This window comes from Blastochloris viridis (assembly GCF_001402875.1).
Classification (GTDB): Bacteria; Pseudomonadota; Alphaproteobacteria; order Rhizobiales; family Xanthobacteraceae; genus Blastochloris; species Blastochloris viridis.
Map to the genome: position 1 here is coordinate 493,696 of NZ_CP012946.1, position 22,150 is coordinate 515,845.

The following is a 22,150-nucleotide window of genomic DNA, read 5'->3' on the forward strand; positions in this document are numbered from 1 at the left end:
GTTCACGGCATCACCGGCTGAACTGGCTGGATGCAGTCCGAGGGGCAGACCTGGGCGCACACCGTGCAGCCGATGCAGGTCGAGCTGTCGATCTTCACCTTGTGGCGGCCGTCATGGACGTCGTCGGACCAGGTGATCGAGGGGCAGCCGAGGTTCATGCACGACTGGCAGGCGACGCAATTGGCGGCGTTCACCGCCAGCGGCGTGCCCTTGATCTTGATCGGATCGAGCACGCACGGCCGCTGCGCGATCACCACCGCGACGCCCTTGAAGGCGATCGCCTCGCGCAGCGCCTGGTAGAGCCGGCCGACCTCGTAGGGATCGACGGTGCGGATCCAGTCGACGCCAACCGCCCGGCACAGCTTTTCGTAATCGACTTTGGGCGCCGGCTGGCCGCGCAACGTGCGCCCGGTGCCGGGGTGATGCTGGCCGCCGGTCATCGCGGTGATGCCGTTGTCAAGGATCACCACCGCGATGTTGGCCCGGTGATAGACCGCGTCGATCAGCGGCGGGATGCCGGAGTGCAGGAAGGTGGAGTCGCCGATGGTGGCGACGATGGGCTTGGTCTCGCTGCCCGACAGCGCCATGCCGGTGGCGTTGGCGATCGAGGCGCCCATGCACACCGTGGTGTCGATCGATCGCAGCGGCTCCACCGCGGCCAGGGTGTAGCAGCCGATGTCGCCGGCGACGCGGGTGTCGAGCCCGCGCAGGGCGAGGAAGGTGGCGGTGTGCGGGCAGCCCGAGCACAGCACCGGCGGCCGCGCCATCGGCTCGATGTCGAGCGAGACGGTCGGGGGCGCGGCCTCCATCAGCCCGGCCTTGGCGAGTCCGGCGCGCACCAGCTCGGGCGACAGTTCGCCGACGCGCGGGAACAGCGACTTGCCCTCGGCCGGGATGCCGAGCGCACGGATGTCCTTCTCCAGCACCGGCTCCAGCTCCTCGACCACGATCAGGCGGTCGACCGAGGCGGCGAACGCCGCGATGGCGGCTTCCGGCAGCGGATAGGCGGTGCCGAGCTTGAGGACCGAGGCGGTGGGGGCGACCTCCTTGACGTAGAGGTAGGACGTCGCGCCGGTGACGATGCCGAACCTTGTGTCGCCCTTCTCCCAGCGGGTGAGGGGGGAGTCCTCAAGATACCGGGCGAGCTTGGCCTCGCGCTCGATCACCTTGGGGTGCAGCCGGCGGGCGTTGGCGGGAATCGTCACCGTGCGGGTCGGGGCGTTGACGAAGCCCTTCGACGGCGGCGTCTTGCGGGTGCCGACCCGCACCAGCGAGCGGGTGTGCGACAGCCGGGTGGTCGAGCGCAGGATCACCGGCGTGTCGAACGCCTCCGAGATCTCGAACGCCAGCTTGGTGAAATCGTAGGCTTCCTGGGCGTCGGAGGGCTCCAGCACCGGCACGCCGGCCAGCTTGGCGAACAGCCGGGTGTCCTGCTCGTTCTGCGAGGAGTGGATGCCCGGGTCGTCGCAGACCACCAGCACCAGGCCGCCGTGCGCGCCGATATAGGACTGCGACATCAGCGAGTCGGACGCGACGTTGAGGCCGACGTGCTTCATGGTGCAGATCGCGCGCACGCCGGACAGCGCGGCGCCGATGGCGACGTCGAGCGCCACCTTCTCGTTGGTCGACCAGTCGGCGTAAAGGTCGGAGGCCGGGTAGCCGGCGAGCGACTCCAGGATCTCGGTGCTCGGCGTGCCGGGGTAGGCGCTGGCGACCCGCACACCCGCTTCCCAGGCGCCGCGGGCGATGGCCTCGTTGCCCATCAGCGGCAGCGATTGCTCGCTCACCGCCTCGACCTCTCTGACTTGAAGATTCATCGCGTTTCCGGCCCTTTCGGGATTGCTTGCCCTTCGGGAAACTTATGGCCCCTGTCAGGGCGGCGCACTCTATAGAACTGTTCAATTCCACGCCACCCTGGGCAATGCCTGAGCAGCGGCGGGGCGAGGATGTCATCGCCCTGCATTCTCCTTCGCCGGCTACAACCCGAGATAGGCCTCGCGGACCCGCGGCTCGGCGATCAGCGCCGCCCCGGTGCCGGCGAGCGAGATGCAGCCGGTTTCGAGCACATAGCCGCGATCGGCCGCCTGCAGCGCGGCGAAGGCGTTCTGCTCCACCACCAGGATGGTCACCCCCTCGTCGGCCAGCCGCCGTATCACCGCGAACACCTGCTCGACCAGCAGCGGCGCGAGGCCCATGCTCGGCTCGTCGAGCAGCAGCAGCTTGGGCCGTGACATCAGCGCGCGGCCCATCGCCAGCATCTGCTGCTGGCCGCCGGACAGCGCGCCGGCGTGCTGGTGGCGGCGCTCCTTCAGCACCGGGAACAGCTCGAAGACGTGTTCCAGGCTGGCGGCGGCGTCGGCCTTGCCGCGGCGATAGGCGCCGAGCACGAGGTTGTCCAGCACGCTGAGCGGCTTGAAGACGTGGCGGCCCTCCGGCACCTGGGCGAGGCCGCGCGCGACCCGGCGGTGGGCCGGCAGGGTTTCGATCGCTTCGCCGGCAAAGCGGATGGTGCCGCGCCGGATCGGCTGCACCCCGGAAATGGCGCGCAGCAGGGTGGTCTTGCCGGCGCCGTTGGCGCCGACCAGCGCCACCACCTCGCCGGTGCGGACGTGGAGCGAGACGCCGTGCAGCGCCTCGATGCGGCCATAGGCGCTGACGAGACCACCCACCTCAAGCATAGGCCGCCTCGGCGGGGCTTGCCGCGGCGGCGCCGAGATAGGCTTCCACCACCCGCGGGTCGCGGGCGACTTCGAGCGGCGTGCCCACGGTCAGCACGCGGCCCTCGACCAGCACCAGCACCCGGCTCGAAATGCCCATCACCAGCTTCATGTCGTGCTCGATCAGCACGACGGTGATGCCGCCCTCGGCGATCGACACCGTCAGGCGGTCGATCTCCTCAGTCTCGGCGGCGTTGCAGCCGGCGGCCGGCTCGTCGAGCAGCAGCAGGCGCGGCTCGGCGGCGAGCGCCCGCGCGATCTCCAGCCGCCGCATCGCGCCGTAGGGCAGGGCGCCGGCAACACGGCCGGCAACGTTGTCGAGGCCGACGCGGGCAAGGCAGGCCATCGCCGCCTCGCGCGAGCGCTTCTCCTGCGCCCGCGTCGCCGGCGAGCGCACGAGGTGGCCGAGCACGCCATGCCGTTCGTGGCGGTGGCGGCCGGTCATGACGTTGTCGAGCACGCTCATGCGGCCGAACAGCTGCAGGTTCTGGAAGGTGCGCGACACCCCGAGGCGGGCGAGCGCGGCCGGCCGCAGAGCGGTGACGTCGAGGCCGTCGATCGCGATGGTGCCGTCGTCCGGGCGGTAGATGCCAGAGATCAGGTTGAACAGCGTGGTCTTGCCGGCGCCGTTCGGGCCAATGATCGAAAAGATCTCGGCCTTGTTCACCGCGAACGACACCGCGTCGACGGCGCGGATGCCGCCGAACGAGATCGACAGGCTGTCGACCGAGAGAATGGTCATGTCTGCCCCGCTCTGAGACGCCGGGCCAGGCCCGGCACGATGCCCTCGCGCAGGAACAGCATGAACAGGACGATCATCACGCCCAGCGCCAGCGTCTCGTAATCGTGGAACACCGTCAGCGCCTGCGGCAGGATGACGAGCACCGCAGCGCCGATGATCGAGCCCAGGATCGAGCCGAGCCCGCCGATCACCGCCATGGTGACGAACTCGACCGAGTGCAGAAAACTGCCGACGTCGGGGGTGACGTGACCGTTGAGCAGCGCCGAGGCGGCGCCGGCGACGGCGGCGTAGATGGCGGCGGCGACGAAGGCGAGCAGCTTGTAGCCGGCAATGTCGACGCCGAGCCCCGCCGCCGCCACCTCCGAATCGTGCAGCGCCCGCAGCGCCCGCCCGGTCGGGCTGTCGAGAAGATTGATCGCGGCAACGACGCCGAGGATCAGGAGTACGCCGCAAATCCAGTACCAGGTTTCCGGCGTCCGCAGCTTGGCGCCCAGCACGCTGGCGCGGGCCACCGCCATGCCGTCCGGGCCGCCGGTGATGGCGACCTCGGCGGTCAGCACCAAGGTGATCAGCATGCCGACGCCGAGGGTGGCGACGGCGAGGTAATGGCCCTTGAGCCGCAGGATCGGCTTGCCGATGACGAAGGCCAGCGCGGCGGCGAGCACGACGCCGGCAAACGCCGCCATCAGCGGGTGCCAGCCGAACTGCGCCGGCAGGATGGCCGGGCCGTAGGCGCCGATGGCGAAGAAGCCGGCGTGGCCGAGGCTGACCTGGCCGGCATAGCCCATCAACAGGTTCAGCCCGATCACGGCGAGCGCGCTGATGAACACCAGCGCGCCGACCCGGAAATAATACGCCGACGGCAGCACCAGCCCCGGCAGCACCACGATGGCGATCGCGGCAAGGACGATGAGGGTGGCGGGCGAGAGCTTGAACGCCATCACACCCGCTCCACCTGCTTGACCCGGGCAAGGCCGCCCGGCATCGCCATCAGCACCGCGATCAGCACCACGAAGGCGGCGGCGTCCTTGTAGGTGGATGACAGATAGCCGGCGGCGAGCGCTTCCAGCAGGCCGAGCAACAGCCCGCCCGCCACCGCGCCGAGCGGGCTGCCGATGCCGCCGAGCACCGCGGCGGCGAAGCCCTTGAGCGACAGCATCACGCCGACGTCGTAGCTGGTCAGCGTGATCGGGGTGACGAGAATGCCGGCGATGGCGCCGATCGCCGCCGAGGTAGCGAAGGCGAAGCCGACGATGACGCCGGTGTTGATGCCGGCCAGCATCGCCGCCATGCGGTCGGCGGCGGTGGCGAGCACCGCCTTGCCGAACAGGGTGCGGGCGAGAAACAGCTTCAGCGCCAGCACGATCACCGCGGCGCCGCCGACCACCCAGAACGCCTGGGGCTGCACCGCGGCGCCGAGCACGCCGACCGCGGCCTCGCCGGAGAAGCCCGGCAGCTTGTGGAACTGCTTGTCGAAGATCAGCGGCGCTGCGCCGCGCAGCACCAGCGACACCCCGATGGTGAGGATGATCAGCGTCACCGCATTGGCGCCGCGCGCCGGCTCGATCACCAAAGCGTGGACGACGATGCCGACGGCGACCGCCGCGATCACCGCTGCCACTGCCGCTGCCGGCAGCGGCAGGCCGAGCGCGGCGAGGAAAACCGTCGCCATGCCGCCGAGCATGACGAACTCGCCCTGGGCGAAGTTCACCACGCTGGAGGCGTTGTAGATCAGGGTGAAGCCGAGCGCGACCAGCGCGTAGACCGCGCCGATGGTCAGCCCGGAGACGGCGAACTGGACGAAATCGGCCATCAACTCAATCCCGCTGAGGTCATCCATTCCTCGTCGTCCCGACCCAAGCTTAGCGTCGAGCCGGGACCGTTTGGCGAGCAGGTGCCTTAATTTGCTGACGGTCCCGGCTCGCGCGCGCTGAGCGCGCTTGGCCGGGACGACGCGTTTCGTGCCGCCCTCACTCCGCCAGCACCCAGTCGCCGCCCTTGACCTCGAGCATTTTGAAGGCGGAGAGGTCGAGGCCCATGTGGTCGGTCGGCGTCATGTTGAAGATGCCGGCGGTGCCGATGAAGCCTTTGGTGTTCTCGATCTGGTCGCGAATCTTGGCCGGCTCGGTCGAGTTCGCCCGCTCGACCGCGGCCTTGAGGATGAACAGCGCGTCGAAGGCGTGGCCGCCGAAGGTCGAGACCTGGCCGTTGGTGGCGACCTCGTAGGTCGTCTTGTAGCCGGTGGCGACGCTCTTTTGCGGATCGGAGTCGGGCAGCTTGTCGGCGACCAGCAGCGCGGCGGCCGGCAGCCGCACGCCCTCGGCGGCCTCGCCGGCCAGCTCGATGAAGCTTTTCGAGGCGACGCCGTGGCTCTGGTAGAGCGGCAGGGCGATGCCGAGCTGACGCACGTTGCGGGTGACGATTGCCGGACCCTGGCCCATGCCGGGGTTGATCAACGCCTGGATGCCGGGCGCGCCCTTCAGGTTGGTGAGCTGGGCGGTCATGTCGGAATCGCGCGGGCCGTAGGTTTCCTCAGCGACGATCTCGATGCCGTATTTGGCGTTGACCTTGACGCACTGCTCGCGCATCGACTTGCCGAAGCCGTCGGTGCCGGAAATGATGCCGACCTTGGTGAGGTTGTTCTTCCTGAGGTCCTCGAAGATCTTCTCGCACGCCATGCGGTCGGTGTGCGGGGTCTTGAACACCCAGGTCTTGGTAGGCTCGACGATGCCAACCGCGCCGGCAAACGCGATGAACGGCACCTCGGCGTCCTCGAACACCGGGATCATCGCGAAGGTGGTGCCGGAGGTGGTGCCGCCGAGCACCGCGACCACCTTGTCCTCCTCGACCAGACGGGTGGCGAAGGTACGCGCCTTGTCGGCGTCGCCGCCGTCGTCATAGATGACGAGCTTGACGGTGTTGCCAATGATGCCGCCGGCCTTGTTCATTTCCTCGACATAGAGCTTCAGCGTCTTGTCCTCGGGCTCGCCGAGGAAGGCGGCCGGGCCGGTCGAGGACACCACCGAGCCGATCCGGATCTCGCCGGCGGCGGCCGCTGTGCCGCAGAGGCCCATCATCGCCGCGGCCAGCGCGGCGCCGGCCCAGTTCGTTTGAGCCAAGGTGATTTTGGCCAAGCGAGGCTTGGCCCAATTCCGCAATGACGACACCGTTCCCCCCTTTGGTCGCGGCCTGGTTCCGCCGGCCGCCGTGCCGGACGTTCCCTTCAAATCCGGCATGGGCCCCTTGTAATCCGCGCATGGCACCGTTTCAAACGAAACGGCGACGCTGGCCATGAGGCAATGGTCGGGCTGTCGTTGGGGCCGGGTTGCTGTATCGACGGAGCGGCGGCGCAACCTGCCGCAGCAGGAGGGGAGGACGGTGATGACGCCGGAGGAGATTGCCCGCAAGTCCGCCGAGGCGATGCGGCCTGACGACAGGGCACCGGCGGCGATTGGCGTCGTCGTCGAAACGGTCGGGCCGGGCGAGGCGGTCGCTTCGATGGTCGTCACCGCGGCCATGGCCAACGGCCACGGCACCTGCCACGGCGGCTATCTGTTCGCGCTGGCCGACACCGCTTTCGCCTATGCCTGCAACTCCTACAATCAGCGCGCGGTCGCGCAGCACTGCGCGATAAGCTTTCTCACGCCGGCCCAAATCGGCATGAAACTGGTTGCCACCGCCCGCGAGCGCCACCGCGCCGAACGATCCGGCATCTACGATGTCGAGGTCACCGCGGACGGGGTGGCGATCGCGGAGTTCCGCGGCCACAGCCGCACCGTGCCGGGAAAGCTGTTCTGACCGTCCGGCGCTGCGATCGTCGGTCACACTGAAGGGAGAGGCCCATGAAGCTCCTGACGCTGCTGGTTGTCCCGCTCGCGCTCGGTCTGGCCGGCGCTGCCGTCGCCGAGCCGGCGGTAGGCCGAGCCGCCTGCGCCGGCATCCCCGGCGCCGCCGAGCGGCTGGCGTGCTATGACGCCGAGGCGGCCAAGTCGGCAAAGCCGGACGAGGCGGCGCCGGCCGAAGCCGGGCTGGCGGGCTGGGTGCTGGAACGCCGGCAGGACCGCCTCACCGGCACTGAGGTCTGCGTCATCTCCCCGCCGGCCAAGCCCTATGTCCGGGTCGGGCGCGACGATCTGGTGGTCGATTTCTCTGCCCGCGGCGGCGTCGCTCGTTACCGCTACCGTATCGACGACGCCGAGCCGAGCCGGGAGCGCTCCCCGCGCGGCGCCGACCGCCCCCGCCAGCAGGTGCACATCGATGGCAAGGCGTTCCACCGCATCCTGGCGGGCAGCCAGCTTGTCCTCGAAGTCACGACGCGCAGCGGCGGCGTGGTGGTCGAGGAGTTCGATCTCGCCGGGCTGTCCGCCCAGCACGACCGTCTGCTGCGGGAATGCCGGTGACGCCGGGCCGTTGCGGCGATGCAAAAAATCGCCAGGGCCGAGCCGTTACGTGATCAACCGCAATGAAGCGCGGGGGAGGCCGGGGCTATTGCCTCTCCCCACGACGTGGCGTTCGAACGTGTCGAGACCGCCCAACAGCCTGAAGAAGGAAATGACCATGCTGGACCTCTCGCCGCGCCCGGGCGACCTTGAGCCGATCGAAACCGCCTCGCGCGACGAGTTGGCGGCGCTGCAGCTCGACCGCCTCAAATGGACGTTGCGCCACGCCTATACCAACGTCGCCCACTATCGCGCCGCGTTCGACGCTGCCGGTGTCCACCCCGACGACGTCAAGACGCTGGCCGACCTCGCCAGGTTTCCGTTCACAACCAAGCAGGACCTGCGCGACACCTATCCTTTCGGCATGTTCGCGGTGCCGCAGTCGCAGGTGATGCGCGTCCACGCCTCCTCCGGCACCACCGGACGGCCGACCGTGGTGGGCTATTCCAAGGGCGATATCGACATGTGGGCCGACGTCATGGCCCGCTCGATGCGCGCCGCCGGCGCCCGGCCGGGCATGAAGGTCCACGTCGCCTACGGCTATGGCCTGTTCACCGGCGGCCTCGGCGCCCATTACGGGGCCGAGCGGTTGGGCTGCACCGTCATCCCGGTGTCGGGCGGCATGACCGAGCGCCAGGTCCAGCTGATGCGCGACTTCCAGCCCGACGTCATCATGGTGACGCCGTCCTACATGCTGGCGCTGCTCGACGAGTTCCGCCGCATCGGCATCGACGCCCGCACCTGCAGCCTGAAGGTCGGCATGTTCGGCGCCGAGCCGTGGACCAACGCCATGCGCCTGGAGATCGAGGAGGCGTTCGACATGCACGCCGTCGACGTCTACGGCCTGTCGGAGGTGATCGGGCCGGGCGTCGCCAACGAGTGCGTCGAGACCAAGGACGGCCTGCACGTCTGGGAAGATCACTTCTATCCCGAGATCATCGACCCGGTGACCGGCGCGGTGGTGCCGGACGGCGAGTTCGGCGAGATCGTATTCACCTCCCTCACCAAGGAGGCGATGCCGATCATCCGCTACCGCACCCGCGACCTCACCCGGCTGCTGCCCGGCACGGCGCGGTCGATGCGGCGGATGGAGAAGGTGTCCGGCCGCTCCGACGACATGATCATCCTGCGCGGCGTCAACGTATTTCCGAGCCAGATCGAGGAGCAGATCCTGAAATGCTCGGGGCTGGCGCCGCACTACGTCATCGAGCTCGGGCGCGAAGGCCGGCTCGACACCATGAGCGTGCTGGTCGAGGCGCGGCCGGAGGCCGCCGATGCGGCGACGCGCGCCACCCAGGTCAAGGAACTGACCCATCACGTCAAGGCGGTGGTCGGCGTCACCGTCCGCGTCAATGTGGTCGATCCCAACTCGATCGAGCGCTCGGTCGGCAAGGCCAAGCGCGTGCTCGACATGCGGTCGCGGGGGTAGGAGGCACGGTTTCGCGTTGCGCCACGCGCGGTTGCCGGTTGATGCGGGGCGAAACCTCTGTTTGTATTGACGGGTCCGGCGCCTCGACCGGCGGCACCGGACATCAGCCGCGCGCGCCCCGCGCGACCGGAGGCCGACCTCCGGCGGCGTGGCGCTCATCCACGCGGAACCGGGGCAGGAGCATCATGCGGCGGGTGGTAGCGATGGCGGTGGCGATGGGCTGCGGCGCACCGTTGGCGGCGAATGCGCAAGCGGGCGATGCGGCGGCCGGCCGGGTGTTGGCAGAGCGCTGGTGCTCGGCCTGCCACGTGGTCGACGCCGAACAGGCGCAGGGCAATGACGCGGTGCCGACCTTCCGCGCCATCGGCACCAAAAGCTGGACTGAGCTCAAGTTTGGCATGGCGATGGCCTCGCCGCACCCGCCGATGCCTACGCTCGACCTCACTCGCCGGGAGCTGGCCGATCTGCTCGCGTTCGTTCGGCGCCAAGCGGCCGAATAGGCCGAGCGGCCGGCGGTCAGGCGTCGCTGGCGCGGGCCTGCAGGGCGCGAATGCGGTCGGCCAGCGTGTTGGCCGGGGCGCCCTCGCGCGCCGGGGCGGCGCCGTTGACCCACACCTCGTCGGCAACGATGGCGTTGATCGGCGAGCCGGGGCCTTCGAGCTGGGCGGTGAGGCGGGCGACTTCGGCGGCCACCTCGCCGATCCGCTCGCGCAGCAGATCGTTGTCAGCGCGTTCGGCGGCGGCGTTGCCCTCGGCCTGACGCCTGGCCTGCGCCAGCTCGCGCTGGAGCTTGGCGCGCTCCTCGCGCGCCTGGGCCAACTGGCTCTCCAGCGCCGTCTTGTCCGCCTGCACCTTGTCGAAGGCGGCGCGCAGCGGCACCGGGCCCTGCTCGGTCTCGACCGTGGCCTGCTCGCGCTCGCGGCGGGCGGCGGCCTCGGCGTCATGCAGGCGTGCCTCGCGCGCCTGCAACTCGCCCTGCAGCGCGGCGATGCGCTTGACCAGCCCGTCGTGCTCGCGGCCTTGGGCGGCCAGCCGGCCATCCAGCTCGGCGATGCGGCTGGTGGCCAGCTCGGCCTGGGCGCGCTGCTCGGCGAGGGTGCGGCTCAGCGCCTCGACATCGGCGCGCTGGCGCTGGGCCTGCGCCGCCGCGGCGGCGAGGCCGTCTTCGAGGTCGGTCACCTTGGCCTTGAGCGCGGCGAGCTCGGCGTCCCGCGCCGCGATCTCGTCCTTGCGGGTTTCGCTCAGGGCGGCGGTTTCGTCGACCAGCCGCTGCAGCCCGGCGAGCGAGCGGTCCTGGTCCTCGATCCGCGCCACGGCGTCCTCGAGCGCGGCGGTCTTGTCGACCAGCACCTGCTCGGTCGCAGTCAGCCTTTGCTCGGTGGCGGCAAGCTGCTCGCGCAGCGCGGCGCCCTGGCTCTCCAGGACCTGGATCAGGGTGTCCTTCTCGCTCAGCTTCTGGGCCAGTTCGGCCTTCATGCTGAGGACCGACACCGCCTGCCGGCCGATCTCCACCGCCTGCTCGGCGGTCTTCCACTGCAGATTGTCGGCGGTCAGCTCCAGCCGTCGCATCGACATGGCGTAGCCGGCGCGGACCTGGTCCTTGTCGGCCTGGATTTCGGCGAGCGACACCGGCACCAGGCTTTCGATCCGCCGCCGGGTCAACCGCACGGCGCGGTTCCACACCGCCGGCAGGGTGGTGAGCGCAATCGCCGCGGCGATCAGAAAGCCGAGGGCGAAATACATGATCGCTTCGATCATGCCCAACCTTTCAGGAGCGAGGGAGAATCCCCTCGCATTCATGCCACGCGCGCGAGGCCGCTGCCAGTGAAAGCGGCCCTGCGCGCAGAGGTGCCCGAGCGAGGAGGGCCGGCCGGTCAGAACGGATTCCAGGTCGGCTTCTGGGTGAACTTGAGATAGCCGACATTGGCGCCGAGGCGCAGACCGACGCCGGAGCGGATCGGCACCACCGTCACCCCGCTGCTGTTCATCGCCGTCACCCCGAAGCCGGCAACCAGATAGGCCGAGCCGTCGATGCCGGGGAAGCGCTGGAAGATGTCGGTGACCTGACGCAGGTTGTAGATCAGCATCATGGTGCGGGCGCCGTCGCCGCCGAAGTCGAAGCCGAGCGAGGGGCCCTGCCAGAATACCGGCAGGTCGCCGGCGTTCTTGGTGTAGAGCGTGCCTTCGCCGTAGCGCAGGCCGATGGCGAAGGCACCAGTGCCCTCCTGGCCCAGGATGTAGCCGTTCGGCAGGCCCCATTTCGCCACCACGTCCTGGATGGCGAGGGCGAGCCCGCGCGACAGGCCGCCGAAGAAGTTGTGGCCGGCCTGGACCAACTCGTCCGGGTTGAACTGGCCGACCCGACCTTGCGCCTGGCCGTGGCTGAACGGCGTGCCGGCAACGAGGATGAGGACGGCGAACACCAAAATCCGCAGGAGAATCATCGGTCGTGCTCCGGTTGGAGGAGGGCGATTAACGCAGCGCTCATCGCTCGTTCCTATCATTCGAGCCGGCGATGGCCGACGCGGCCGGTCTCCCGACCCGAATCGGCATCAGTAAGGAGCACGAGTATGGCGTGTGCTAGGCAATCGCGGCAGCTGGCGTTCGGCACCGCCGGCCCGGTGTGGCCGGCGCTGCTGATGGTGCTGGCGGTGCTGGGGTCGGCGCTGGCGGCGACCAACGAGCGCGTGGTGGCCGACCGCCACTCGGGACTGGCGCTGTGGGGCTACGATCCGGTCGCCTATCACCTCGATCGGCAGGCGCGACCGGGCAGCGCCGAGTTCGAACTCGACCATGGCGGCCTGATGTGGCGCTTCGTCAACGCCGGCAACCTGGCTGCGTTCAAGGACCGGCCGGACGATTACATGCCGGCGTTCGGCGGCTTCGATCCGCCGGCGGTGGCCCGCAAGGCGGCGGTACCGGGCAATCCGGAGGTGTTCGCGATCTGGAACGGCAAGCTGCTGATGTTCCACAATGCCGCCAGCCGCGAGCGGTTCTTCACTGACCCCGGCGCCATCTTCCACGCCGCCGAGCTCGGCTGGGAGGACGCGGCGAAAACCCTGCCGCGCTAACCGCGGCGCCGGCACCGGATGAGGCGGCATCAGGCCGTCGCGGGCAGGCCGCGCGCCCGAAAGTTCGGCACCAAATATCCGGCGCCGGCGTGGCAATAGGTCAGCGGCGTGCCATCGGCCGCTGTCACGTCGCCGCCGGCGGCCGCGACCAGGGCATGGCCGGCGGCGATGTCCCATTCGCACACCGGCGCCAAGCGCGGGTAGAGGTCGGCGCGGCCTTCGGCGATCAAGGTGAATTTCAGCGCCGAACCGTGGCGCAGGCAGTGGATCGGCCCCAGCGCCGCCACCTCCCGCTCGGTGGCGGGGTCAAGATGGGTGCGGCTCAGCACCACGGTCGGCACCGCCGGGCGCGGCCGGCAGCGGATCGGCTTCCATGCCGTGCGGGGCGCCAGCCCGGCCTCGGCCGGCGCGGCGTACCAGGCGCCCACGCCGACCACGCCGAGCCAGGTTTCGCCGGTGACTGGGGCGTGAACCACGCCGAGCACCGGCTTGCCGTCCGCCACCAGCCCGATATTGACGGCATATTCGCCGTTGCCGGCCAGGAATTCCTTGGTGCCGTCGAGCGGGTCGACCAGGATGAGCCGGTCGCTCTGCGGCGGGGTCACGCCGGCAGCCACCGCTTCCTCCGAGGCCACCGGGACGTCCGGCAGCAGCTCGGCGAGCCCGGCCAGCACGATCGCCTCTGAGGCGCGGTCGGCCTCGGTGACGGGACTGCCGTCCGGTTTCAGGCAGGCGGCGGCACCGGCGGCGCGGATCGCCTCGATCCGGCGGCCGGCGCAAATAGCGAGTTCGCCGAGCGCGGCGATCAGGTCGAGGTCGGCGATGGCGGCGCCACCGAGTGAAAGGGTCATGCCGTCAGCCTTGGCAGCGTGGGGCGTCGCGGTGTATCCGGAACCGGATGGGACCATGACGAATCGTGGCTTCGTGTCGAATCGTTATCGGCTACCGGAAGGCTTCCAGGGAAGGCCCTAATGTCTGACGTTTTTGCTCTTGAGAGCCTTGACCTCGCGGCGCTGGTCGCCAGCCGGGTGTGCCACGACGTCATCAGCCCGGTCGGCGCCATCGTCAACGGCCTGGAAGTGCTCGACGAGGCCAAGCAGGACGAGGAAACCCGCACCTTCGCGCTGGACCTCATCCGCCGCAGCGCCCACCAGGCCTCCGCCCGCCTGCAGTTCTGCCGCATCGCCTTCGGCGCGGCCGGCTCGGCCGGCTCGGAAATCGACACCGGCGACGCCGAGACAGTGGCACGCGGCGTGGTTGAGGACGACCGCACCAAACTGACCTGGCAGGTGCCGCGGCAACTGATGCCGAAGAACCGCGTCAAGCTGTTGCTGAACCTGGTGCTGCTCGCCGGCAACGCCATTCCGCGTGGCGGCACGATCATGGTCGGTTGCGACGGCGGCGGCTTCCGGGTGCTGTCGGCGGGCACCAATCCGCGCATTCCAGCGGGCATCCAGGACCTCCTGGCTGGCCGGCCGGCCAGCGACCACATCGATGGCACCGCGATCCAGCCGTTCTATACCGGGCTTCTGGCCCGCACCGCGGGCCTGGACGTCGCCGTGGCTATCGAGGACGGCGGCGTGGCGTTCACCGCCGTCGCAGCCGCGCCCCAGCCCGGCGTCGCCTGAAGCCAAGCTTGGCCTCGCCGCCGGCCGGCGGCGAGGTTGGACCGATTGCACCCGGTCATATCGCACCGGCTCGTTCAGCGCACAATTTCCGTATCGTCACGGCGGCTTTTGCAACCCGCGGCACGGCGATGCCTGCCGGTCCGGCGGCTTTGCCGCGCCCGGCCGCGCCCGCCAGCGTTGCCGCCGGGGGGTGGCGGCAAGAGTTTGAGCTGACGTTACCAGAGGTGGGTGGTTGGCTTCACGGTGGTTTCCGCAAGATTATCTGCGGGTTCGGCGACCGGGCACCGCCAACCTTGCGGAGTTCATTGAATCCATCAACCGATCGGTGACCTTGTCTCAGCCCGGCCGGGCGGCACGCCGTCACTTCAGTCAATTTTAACGCCTGCTGTCGACACTGCGTCAAAGACCCGGGCGTCCGTCCGGTTCAGTCCGTCATGCTCGACCGAGGCGTGCCTCTCATGGACGATCTTCTTCGCGAATTCCTGACCGAGACGAATGAAAGTCTGGATACGGTCGACGTTCAGCTGGTTCGATTCGAGCAGGATCCGAACGACAAGAAAATTCTCGATAACATCTTCCGCCTGGTCCACACCATCAAGGGGACCTGCGGCTTCCTCGGCCTGCCGCGCCTCGAGGCTCTGGCGCACGCCGCCGAGACCCTGATGGGCAAATTCCGCGACGGCATGCCGGTCACCGGCGAGGCGGTGACGCTGATCCTGTGCACCATCGATCGCCTGAAGCAGGTGCTGGACGGGCTCGAACGCCAGGAGGAGGAACCCACCGGTTCCGACACCGACCTGATCGGGCAGTTGGAGCACATGGCGCTGCACGGGCTCGGCGAAGCTGCGCCGGCGACGGTGCCCGAGCCGGAGCCCGAAGCGCCGGCGCTGGCCACCGGCTCGCTGACCGAGCAGACCCTGGAGCGGCCGCTGCGCCCGGGCGAGGTTTCGCTCGATGAGCTCGAGCGGGCATTCCGCGAGACCGCGCCGGAGGTGCCGGTGCCGGCGCCGAAGACGGCGAAGGGCAAGAGGGCCGAAGCCAAGAAGGCCGAGGCGAAGAAGGCCGACGCCAAGACCGAGGACGATGAGAAGGCGCCGGAGTCGCTGGTCAAGAACCAGAGCATCCGCGTCAATGTCGAGACGCTCGAGCACCTGATGACCATGGTGTCCGAGCTGGTGCTGACCCGCAACCAGCTGCTCGAGATCGTCCGCCGCCACGAAGATTCCGAATTCAAGGTGCCGCTGCAGCGGCTGTCCAACGTCACCGCCGAGCTGCAGGAAGGCGTGATGAAGACGCGCATGCAGCCGATCGGCAACGCCTGGCAGAAGCTGCCGCGGGTGGTGCGCGACCTCGCCAACGAGCTGGGCAAGTCGATCGAGCTTGAGACGGTCGGCGCCGAGACCGAGCTCGACCGCCAGGTGCTCGACCTGATCAAGGACCCGCTCACCCACATGGTTCGCAACTCGGCGGACCACGGGCTCGAAGGCCCGGAGGAGCGGCGCGCCAATGGCAAGTCCGAGACCGGCACCATCCGCCTGTCGGCCTTCCACGAGGGCGGCCACATCATCATCGAGATCGCCGACGACGGGCGCGGCCTCCACACCGAGAAGATCAAGGCCAAGGCGATTGCCAACGGCCTGATCAACGAGGTCGACGCCGAGAAGATGTCGGAGAACCAGATCCAGAAGTTCATCTTCGCGCCGGGCTTTTCGACCGCCGCCAAGGTGACTTCGGTGTCCGGCCGCGGCGTCGGCATGGACGTGGTGCGCACCAACATCGACCAGATCGGCGGCGCCATCGACCTGAAGTCGGTTTACGGCGAAGGCACCACCGTCACCATCAAGATCCCGCTGACGCTGGCCATCGTCTCGGCGCTGATCGTGGAGGCGGGCGGCGACCGCTTCGCCATCCCGCAGCTCGCGGTGGTCGAGCTGGTGCGGGCGCAGTCCAATTCCGAGCACCGCATCGAGCGCATCAAGGACACTCCGGTGCTGCGGCTGCGCAACAAGCTGCTGCCGCTGGTGCATCTGAAGCGTCTGCTCAAGATCGACGGCGGCCAGAAGATCGACGAGGAGACCGGCTTCATCGTGGTGACGCAGGTCGGCAACCAGACCTTCGGCATCGTGGTCGACGGCGTGTTCCACACCGAGGAAATCGTGGTCAAGCCGATGTCCTCGAAGCTGCGCCACATCCCGATGTTCTCCGGCAACACCATCCTCGGCGACGGCTCGGTGATCATGATCATCGATCCGAACGGCATTTCCTCCGCGTTCGGTGCGGGCACCGACACCCGCCAGGCTGCCGAGGACGAGGCCGAGGAGGCGTATTCGGACGCCGCCAGCCAGACCATTTCGCTCCTGGTGTTCCGCGCCGGCTCCACCGAGCCCAAGGCGGTGCCGCTGTCGCTGGTCACCCGGCTGGAGGAGATCGACGCCAAGAAGATCGAGCGCTCCAACGGCCGGTGGCTGGTGCAGTACCGCGGCAGCCTGATGCCGCTGGTGACGGTGAATCCGCACCTCACCGTGCGCTCCGAAGGCACCCAGCCGATGCTGGTGTTCTCGGAGTCCGGCCGCTCGATGGGCCTCGTCGTCGACGAAATCGTCGACATCGTCGAGGACCGCCTCAACATCGAGGTGGCGAGCGAGCAGCCCGGCGTGCTTGGCTCGGCGGTGATCAAGGGCCAGGCCACCGAGGTGATCGACATCGGCCATTATCTGCCGATGGCGTTCGAGGACTGGATGTCGCGCGGCCTGGCCCGCACCAGCTCCGCCTCGCGCAAGCTGCTGTTCGTCGACGACTCGCCGTTCTTCCGCAACATGCTGACGCCGGTGCTGCGCGCGGCGGGCTATGACGTCGTCGCCTGCGTCGACGGCGAGGCGGCGCTTCAGGTTCTGAAGGCCGATCAGCGCTTCGATGCGGTGGTCGCCGACGTCGAGATGCCGGGCATGGACGGCTTCGAGCTCGCCGAGCAGGTCAAGACCGATCCGCGCACCAAGCACATGCCGATGATCGCGCTGTCGTCGGTGACGACGCCGTCCTCGATCGAGCGCGGCCGCCAGGCTGGGTTCGACGACCATATCGCCAAGTTCGACCGGCAGGGCCTGATCGCGGCGCTGAAGGAATGCACCGTGGAATGGGAGAAGGCAGCGTGAGCGCCGAGGATACGACCGTGACGGCCGCGTTGAGCGACGACACCATCGAGTTCGTCACCGTGCTGATCGGCGGACAGTTGTTCGGTCTGCCGATCGGGCGGGTGCAGGACGTGTTCATGCCCGACCGCCTCACCCGCGTGCCGCTGGCGGCGCCGGAACTGGCGGGCGTGCTCAACCTGCGCGGCCGCATCGTGACCGCCATCGACATGCGCGTGCGCCTCGGCCTGCCGCCCCGCGACGACGGCAAGACCAACATGGCAGTCGGCATCGAGCACAAGGGCGAGAGCTACGGCCTCCTGATCGACCAGGTCGGCGAAGTGCTGAAGGTGTCGGAAGCGACCCGCGAGGCCAATCCGGCCAACCTCGACTCGCGCTGGTCGCGGGTGGCGGGTGGCGTGCACCGTCTCGACGGCCAGCTGATGGTGATTCTCGACGTCGACCGCGTGCTCGATACCGGCACCGACGCGCTCGCCGCGTGATGAGGAGAGGATGACATGAAGACCTGTTTGGTGGTCGACGACTCGAGCGTCATCCGGAAGGTTGCCCGGCGGATCATCGAAGGCTTCCAGTTCTCGGTGAACGAGGCCGAGGACGGCGAGAAGGCGCTGGTCGCCTGTCGCAAGCAGATGCCCGACGCCGTGCTGCTCGACTGGAACATGCCGGTGATGGACGGCTACGAGTTCCTGAAGAACCTGCGCGCGATGCCGGGCGGCTCGGCGCCGAAGGTGGTGTTCTGCACCACCGAGAACGATGTCGCTCACATCGCCCGTGCGCTGCACGCCGGTGCCAACGAGTACATCATGAAGCCGTTCGACAAGGAGATCGTCGAGGCGAAGTTCCAAGAAGTCGGCTTGATCTGATAAGGTCTTCGGACGATCACGTCGTGATTCCGGAAACGACTTCGCCGACCAATCCTCGATCTGATTTTTCGGTGACCGGAAGCCGAAACGCTGGCCTGGTCGGCCTGATTTCGTGATCCGTCCGATTCCGCGCCGATACGGCACGGGCGCCGCAGCCGCGGGTCCGGACCCTTTCCATTCTGCGACGCGTGTGAACGATGAGCGCCACCGCCCCCGTGTTGTCCCCAGCCGACCACCCGATCCGCGTGATGATTGTCGACGACGCCGTCGTCGTTCGCGGGCTGGTATCGCGCTGGCTCGCCGAAGAGCAGGGCGTGGAGGTGGTGGCGTCGCTGCGCAACGGCCGCGAGGCGGTCGACCAGTTCAGCCGCTACGACCCGGACGTGGTGGTGCTCGACATCGAGATGCCCGAGCTCGACGGCATCTCGACGCTGCCGCGGCTGCTGGAAAAGAAGCGCGACCTCGTGGTGATCATGGCGTCGACGCTGACGCGCCGCAACGCCGAGATCTCGCTCAAGGCGCTGTCGCTCGGTGCCGCCGACTACATCCCCAAGCCGGAAACCAACCGCGACGTCACCACCTCGACGACGTTCCGGCGTGAGCTGGTCGACAAGATCAAGAGCCTCGGCGCCCGCCGCCGCCGCAGCGGGCCGCGCCCGGCGCCGGCTCCCGGCCGGCCGGTGCCGCAGCTGGCGCCGCGCCTCGGGCCGCTGCCGGCCGACATCAGGCTTCGGCCGTTTCCGCCGACGCCGCCGCGCATCATCGTCATCGGCTCATCGACCGGCGGGCCGCAGGCGCTGCAGGTGGTGCTCAAGGGACTGGCGCCAATCGCCGCGCGCTTTCCCATCATCATCACCCAGCACATGCCGCCGACCTTCACCACCATTCTCGCCGAGCACCTCAGCCGCGCCAGCGGCCGGCCGGCGCACGAGGGCATCGACGGCGAGGCGATCACCGCCGGCACCATCTATGTCGCGCCGGGCGGCCGCCACATGGTGATCAAGCGCGTCAACAACGTGCCGGTGATCGGGCTCGATGACGGCCCGCCGGTAAACTACTGCAAACCCGCGGTCGACCCCTTGTTCGCGTCGGCGGCGGACGCCTATGGCGCAGGGCTGCTCGCCGTCGTGCTGACCGGCATGGGCTCCGACGGGGCCCACGGCGCCGGAGGCATCGTCGCACGCGGCGGTGCGGTCATCGCCCAGGACGAGGCGACCAGCGTCGTCTGGGGCATGCCCGGCGCCACCGCGCATTCCGGGGTGTGTTCGGCGGTGCTGCCGCTCGCAGACATCGCCCCGCGCATCATTCGCCTTGCTTCAGGAGACCGCCTGTGACGCCACTCGATTATGAGTACCTGCGCAAGTTCCTGAAAGATCGCTCCGGTCTGGTGCTCTCCAACGACAAGCAGTACCTGATCGAGAGCCGCTTGCTGCCGGTGGCGCGCAAGGTCGGGCTTGGCTCGATTTCGGAGCTGGTCGCCAAGTTGAAGGCGCCGGGTGCCGATCGCCTCGCGATCGATGTCACCGAGGCGATGACGACCAACGAGTCGTTCTTCTTTCGCGACAAGGTGCCGTTCGACCATTTCCGCGACACCATGCTGCCGAAAATGATGGCGGCGCGCGCCAGGGAGCGGCGCCTGCGCATCTGGTGCGCGGCGGCCTCGACCGGCCAGGAGCCCTATTCGCTCGCCATCGTGCTCAAGGAGATGGCTGACAAGCTGATGGGTTGGCGCGTCGAGATCATCGGCACCGACCTGTCCATCGAGGTGCTCGACAAGGCCAAGGCCGGCATCTACAGCCAGTTCGAGGTGCAGCGCGGCCTGCCGATCCAGATGCTGGTCAAGTATTTCGACCAGACCGGCGACGTGTGGCAGATCAAATCCGAAATCCGGGGCATGGTGCAATACCGTCCCCTCAACCTGCTCACCGACTTCTCCTCGCTCGGCAGTTTCGACATCGTGTTCTGCCGCAACGTGCTGATCTATTTCGACCAGGACACCAAGGTCGGCGTGCTGAGCCGCATCGCCAGGCTCACCGTGCCGGAGGGCTTCCTGGTGCTGGGTGCGGCGGAGACCGTGGTCGGCCTCACCGATGCGTTCGTGCCGGTGCCGGACAAGCGCGGCCTTTATCAGCCCAACGTCACCGGCAAGCCGGGGCTGGGCTCGATCGGGGCGCCGCGCCTCAATGTGGCGGGCGCGCGGATGTAACACCAACGGCGGCGGCGGCCGACCGTCGGTATCGCCTTCGGTTTCCCGGGGACCAGCCGGAAACCGCTTCGCACCTGCGCTGCCACCTGCGCGGCAATTTTGTCGTGCCAGGGCTCAGTCGGCCCGCGGGGCGATGGCGCGCCGCACCTCGCCCAGCGCCTGTTCGCAGGCACCGGCATCGCCAACGGCGTCAGCCTGACGCGCCCGCTCCATTCCGACCACGATGGTATCCATCGCCTCTGGCGAGATGTCGCCGAGGTTGACTTCGGCCGCGGCGATCGAGTCCGGCGTCGGCTGGCGATGCATCAAGGCGCGGTTGCCTTCGTCCCCGACCGGCCCGGCCGCGGCGTGCGCCGCCAGCGCGGCATCGACATGTGTCTGCATCCGGTCGATCGCCTTCGAGCACGGACCGGCCAGGACCGGCGAGGCTCCGGTCAGGCTTTCGACCAGGACGACGATGCCGGCAACCGCCAGCATGCTGCGAATGGTCATGACGAGCCTCCGACGCGCGACGACCGCGTCGCGTGAGCTGCCATCACAACCCGATCGGGAGAGGACTGTTCCAAACCTGGCGCGGATACAACCGGAGGGGGGCCGACGACATGTGGCAATTCATACGGCTTCCGGGATCACGAGCGGATCAACCGGAAACGGTATGATGCCGTTAGCTTGGCAGCGCGCGCGGTGGTCGTCCCACCACCGTTCGCCCCGCCGTAACCAAAAGGCCCCGCACGAGCGGGGCCAGACGGAATACGGCTCGGGAATTCGGTCAGGCCGGAATGCGCTCGTCATTCTCGGAGGGCTCGCGCAGCACGTAGCCGCGGCCCCACACCGTCTCGATGTAGTTCTTGCCGTTCGAGGCGTTGGCCAGCTTCTTGCGCAGCTTGCAGATGAAGACGTCGATGATCTTCAGCTCCGGCTCGTCCATGCCGCCATAGAGATGGTTGAGGAACATCTCCTTGGTCAGCGTGGTGCCTTTGCGCAGGCTGAGGAGTTCCAGCATCTGGTACTCCTTGCCGGTCAGATGGACGCGGGCGCCGTGGACCTCGACGGTCTTGGTGTCGAGATTGACGATCAGGTCGCCGGTGGCGATGACCGATTGGGCGTGGCCTTTCGAGCGCCGCACGATGGCGTGGATGCGCGCGATCAGCTCGTCCTTGTGGAACGGCTTGGTCAGATAGTCGTCGGCGCCAAAGCCGAGCCCCTTCACCTTGTCCTCGATGCCGGCGAGGCCGGAAAGGATCAGGATCGGTGTCTTCACCTTGGAGACGCGCAACGTCCGCAGCACCTCATAGCCCGACATGTCGGGCAAATTGAGATCCAGCAGAATGATATCGTAGTCGTATAGCTTGCCGAGATCGACGCCCTCTTCGCCAAGGTCCGTCGTGTAGACGTTGAAGCTCTCCGACTTGAGCATCAATTCGATGCTCTGAGCCGTCGCGCTGTCGTCCTCTATCAGCAGGACACGCATCAGTATCCCCTTCCCGCCAGCATGGCGGCGACCCGGACCCCTTGCCGATGCACACGCAAACCCGGCTCGGTACGATTGATTCGAAAACTAGCGACTGATGGTTAACAAAGTCCGCTTCGGCCAGGCAACCGGCCCCTGCCAGACTTTTGACGAATCACGTAATATTTTGCCATCGATCGTGCGTTTCGTACCGTACCCTGGTTTGCATAACGCCGGAGGAACTCCCAAAAAAAGCGGCCTGCGAGGTGGCACCTTGTGGTGCCGGCCTTGGCCACCCTGAACCCAACGGCGATGATTAACGAGGCGAGTAAACAAATCGTTTACGCCGCCGCAAGTGTCGGGAAGAACGCCGTTTCACCCGCGGTTTGTGCGCACGCGTTAAACCCTCCCGGCAAGGACACGCCGTCGCCGGGCACCAGCCCGAAGGATCCTTCA

At 68.3% G+C, this 22,150-nt stretch carries 22 protein-coding genes; 11 read left to right on the forward strand and 11 right to left on the reverse strand.

What is annotated here, in order from left to right; translation table 11 throughout:
• Positions 1–2: 2 nt before the first annotated feature.
• The 6 genes from iorA to BVIR_RS02270 all read right to left on the reverse strand — a co-directional run bounded on the left by iorA (position 3) and on the right by BVIR_RS02270 (position 6,536).
• On the reverse strand, positions 3–1,817 hold the full coding sequence (gene iorA, locus BVIR_RS02245; protein ID WP_055036249.1) for an indolepyruvate ferredoxin oxidoreductase subunit alpha: 1,815 nt from the start codon (positions 1,815–1,817) through the stop codon (positions 3–5).
• A gap of 159 nt (positions 1,818–1,976) precedes the next feature.
• On the reverse strand, positions 1,977–2,678 hold the full coding sequence (locus tag BVIR_RS02250; RefSeq protein ID WP_055036250.1) for an ABC transporter ATP-binding protein: 702 nt from the start codon (positions 2,676–2,678) through the stop codon (positions 1,977–1,979).
• Positions 2,671–3,459, reverse strand: coding sequence for an ABC transporter ATP-binding protein (locus tag BVIR_RS02255; protein ID WP_055036251.1), 789 nt, complete (start codon positions 3,457–3,459; stop codon positions 2,671–2,673). The genes BVIR_RS02250 and BVIR_RS02255 overlap by 8 nt, the downstream gene beginning before the upstream one ends.
• Entirely contained in the window at positions 3,456–4,400 is a 945-nt protein-coding gene (locus tag BVIR_RS02260) for a branched-chain amino acid ABC transporter permease (protein ID WP_055036252.1), read from the reverse strand. The genes BVIR_RS02255 and BVIR_RS02260 overlap by 4 nt, the downstream gene beginning before the upstream one ends.
• A complete protein-coding gene (locus BVIR_RS02265; protein ID WP_055036253.1) occupies positions 4,400–5,272 on the reverse strand; it encodes a branched-chain amino acid ABC transporter permease in 873 nt (290 codons plus the stop codon). The genes BVIR_RS02260 and BVIR_RS02265 overlap by 1 nt, the downstream gene beginning before the upstream one ends.
• Before the next feature lie 157 nt (positions 5,273–5,429).
• Positions 5,430–6,536: an ABC transporter substrate-binding protein gene (locus BVIR_RS02270; RefSeq protein ID WP_055038614.1), complete on the reverse strand. Its 1,107-nt coding sequence runs from the start codon at positions 6,534–6,536 to the stop codon at positions 5,430–5,432.
• A 304-nt stretch (positions 6,537–6,840) separates the two neighbouring features.
• On the opposite strand from BVIR_RS02270, the gene paaI reads away from it, so the two are divergent.
• The 4 genes from paaI to BVIR_RS02290 all read left to right on the forward strand — a co-directional run bounded on the left by paaI (position 6,841) and on the right by BVIR_RS02290 (position 9,827).
• A complete protein-coding gene (gene paaI / locus BVIR_RS02275) occupies positions 6,841–7,257 on the forward strand; it encodes a hydroxyphenylacetyl-CoA thioesterase PaaI (RefSeq protein WP_055036254.1) in 417 nt (138 codons plus the stop codon).
• A gap of 44 nt (positions 7,258–7,301) precedes the next feature.
• Positions 7,302–7,859, forward strand: a complete 558-nt coding sequence (locus BVIR_RS02280) for a hypothetical protein (RefSeq protein ID WP_055036255.1) — start codon at positions 7,302–7,304, stop codon at positions 7,857–7,859.
• 157 nt (positions 7,860–8,016) lie between these two features.
• Positions 8,017–9,327 (forward strand): phenylacetate--CoA ligase PaaK, encoded by a 1,311-nt coding sequence (gene paaK / locus BVIR_RS02285; protein WP_055036256.1) that lies wholly within the window; start codon positions 8,017–8,019, stop codon positions 9,325–9,327.
• A gap of 185 nt (positions 9,328–9,512) precedes the next feature.
• Positions 9,513–9,827 carry a c-type cytochrome gene (locus BVIR_RS02290; RefSeq protein ID WP_145911893.1) on the forward strand — a complete coding sequence of 105 codons (315 nt, stop codon included), beginning with the start codon at positions 9,513–9,515 and terminating at the stop codon, positions 9,825–9,827.
• A 16-nt stretch (positions 9,828–9,843) separates the two neighbouring features.
• Here the strand turns inward: BVIR_RS02290 and BVIR_RS02295 are convergent, their stop codons facing one another.
• Together BVIR_RS02295 and BVIR_RS02300 are read right to left on the reverse strand one after the other, a co-directional pair.
• The gene (locus BVIR_RS02295; protein ID WP_055036258.1) at positions 9,844–11,085 is read right to left on the reverse strand and encodes a coiled-coil domain-containing protein; all 1,242 of its coding nucleotides are present in this window, start codon (positions 11,083–11,085) and stop codon (positions 9,844–9,846) included.
• Positions 11,086–11,201: 116 nt separating this feature from the next.
• Entirely contained in the window at positions 11,202–11,771 is a 570-nt protein-coding gene (locus BVIR_RS02300; RefSeq protein ID WP_055036259.1) for a DUF1134 domain-containing protein, read from the reverse strand.
• A 126-nt stretch (positions 11,772–11,897) separates the two neighbouring features.
• Between BVIR_RS02300 and BVIR_RS02305 the strand changes: the two genes are divergently transcribed.
• Positions 11,898–12,398 (forward strand): YHS domain-containing (seleno)protein, encoded by a 501-nt coding sequence (locus BVIR_RS02305; RefSeq protein WP_055036260.1) that lies wholly within the window; start codon positions 11,898–11,900, stop codon positions 12,396–12,398.
• A 29-nt stretch (positions 12,399–12,427) separates the two neighbouring features.
• Here the strand turns inward: BVIR_RS02305 and BVIR_RS02310 are convergent, their stop codons facing one another.
• Positions 12,428–13,249: a 3'(2'),5'-bisphosphate nucleotidase CysQ family protein gene (locus BVIR_RS02310; protein ID WP_055038615.1), complete on the reverse strand. Its 822-nt coding sequence runs from the start codon at positions 13,247–13,249 to the stop codon at positions 12,428–12,430.
• A gap of 120 nt (positions 13,250–13,369) precedes the next feature.
• Here BVIR_RS02310 and chpT point away from each other — a divergent pair, with 120 nt between their 5' ends.
• The 6 genes from chpT to BVIR_RS02340 all read left to right on the forward strand — a co-directional run bounded on the left by chpT (position 13,370) and on the right by BVIR_RS02340 (position 20,244).
• Complete coding sequence (gene chpT, locus BVIR_RS02315; RefSeq protein ID WP_055036261.1) at positions 13,370–14,026, forward strand: histidine phosphotransferase ChpT; 657 nt, start codon at positions 13,370–13,372, stop codon at positions 14,024–14,026.
• Between the two features lie 458 nt (positions 14,027–14,484).
• Entirely contained in the window at positions 14,485–17,178 is a 2,694-nt protein-coding gene (locus BVIR_RS02320) for a hybrid sensor histidine kinase/response regulator (RefSeq protein ID WP_055036262.1), read from the forward strand.
• Positions 17,160–17,657 (forward strand): chemotaxis protein CheW, encoded by a 498-nt coding sequence (locus BVIR_RS02325; RefSeq protein ID WP_082416575.1) that lies wholly within the window; start codon positions 17,160–17,162, stop codon positions 17,655–17,657. Before BVIR_RS02320 ends, BVIR_RS02325 begins: the two co-directional genes overlap by 19 nt.
• A gap of 15 nt (positions 17,658–17,672) precedes the next feature.
• Positions 17,673–18,038, forward strand: coding sequence for a response regulator (locus tag BVIR_RS02330; RefSeq protein ID WP_055036263.1), 366 nt, complete (start codon positions 17,673–17,675; stop codon positions 18,036–18,038).
• A gap of 197 nt (positions 18,039–18,235) precedes the next feature.
• The gene (locus tag BVIR_RS02335; protein WP_055036264.1) at positions 18,236–19,372 is read left to right on the forward strand and encodes a protein-glutamate methylesterase/protein-glutamine glutaminase; all 1,137 of its coding nucleotides are present in this window, start codon (positions 18,236–18,238) and stop codon (positions 19,370–19,372) included.
• A complete protein-coding gene (locus BVIR_RS02340; RefSeq protein WP_055036265.1) occupies positions 19,369–20,244 on the forward strand; it encodes a CheR family methyltransferase in 876 nt (291 codons plus the stop codon). The genes BVIR_RS02335 and BVIR_RS02340 overlap by 4 nt, the downstream gene beginning before the upstream one ends.
• 114 nt (positions 20,245–20,358) lie before the next feature.
• Here BVIR_RS02340 and BVIR_RS02345 read toward each other — a convergent pair whose 3' ends face one another.
• Positions 20,359–20,736, reverse strand: a complete 378-nt coding sequence (locus tag BVIR_RS02345) for a hypothetical protein (protein WP_055036266.1) — start codon at positions 20,734–20,736, stop codon at positions 20,359–20,361.
• A 277-nt stretch (positions 20,737–21,013) separates the two neighbouring features.
• Positions 21,014–21,715 (reverse strand): response regulator transcription factor CtrA, encoded by a 702-nt coding sequence (gene ctrA / locus BVIR_RS02350; protein WP_055036267.1) that lies wholly within the window; start codon positions 21,713–21,715, stop codon positions 21,014–21,016.
• Between the last annotated feature and the right edge of the window lie 435 nt (positions 21,716–22,150).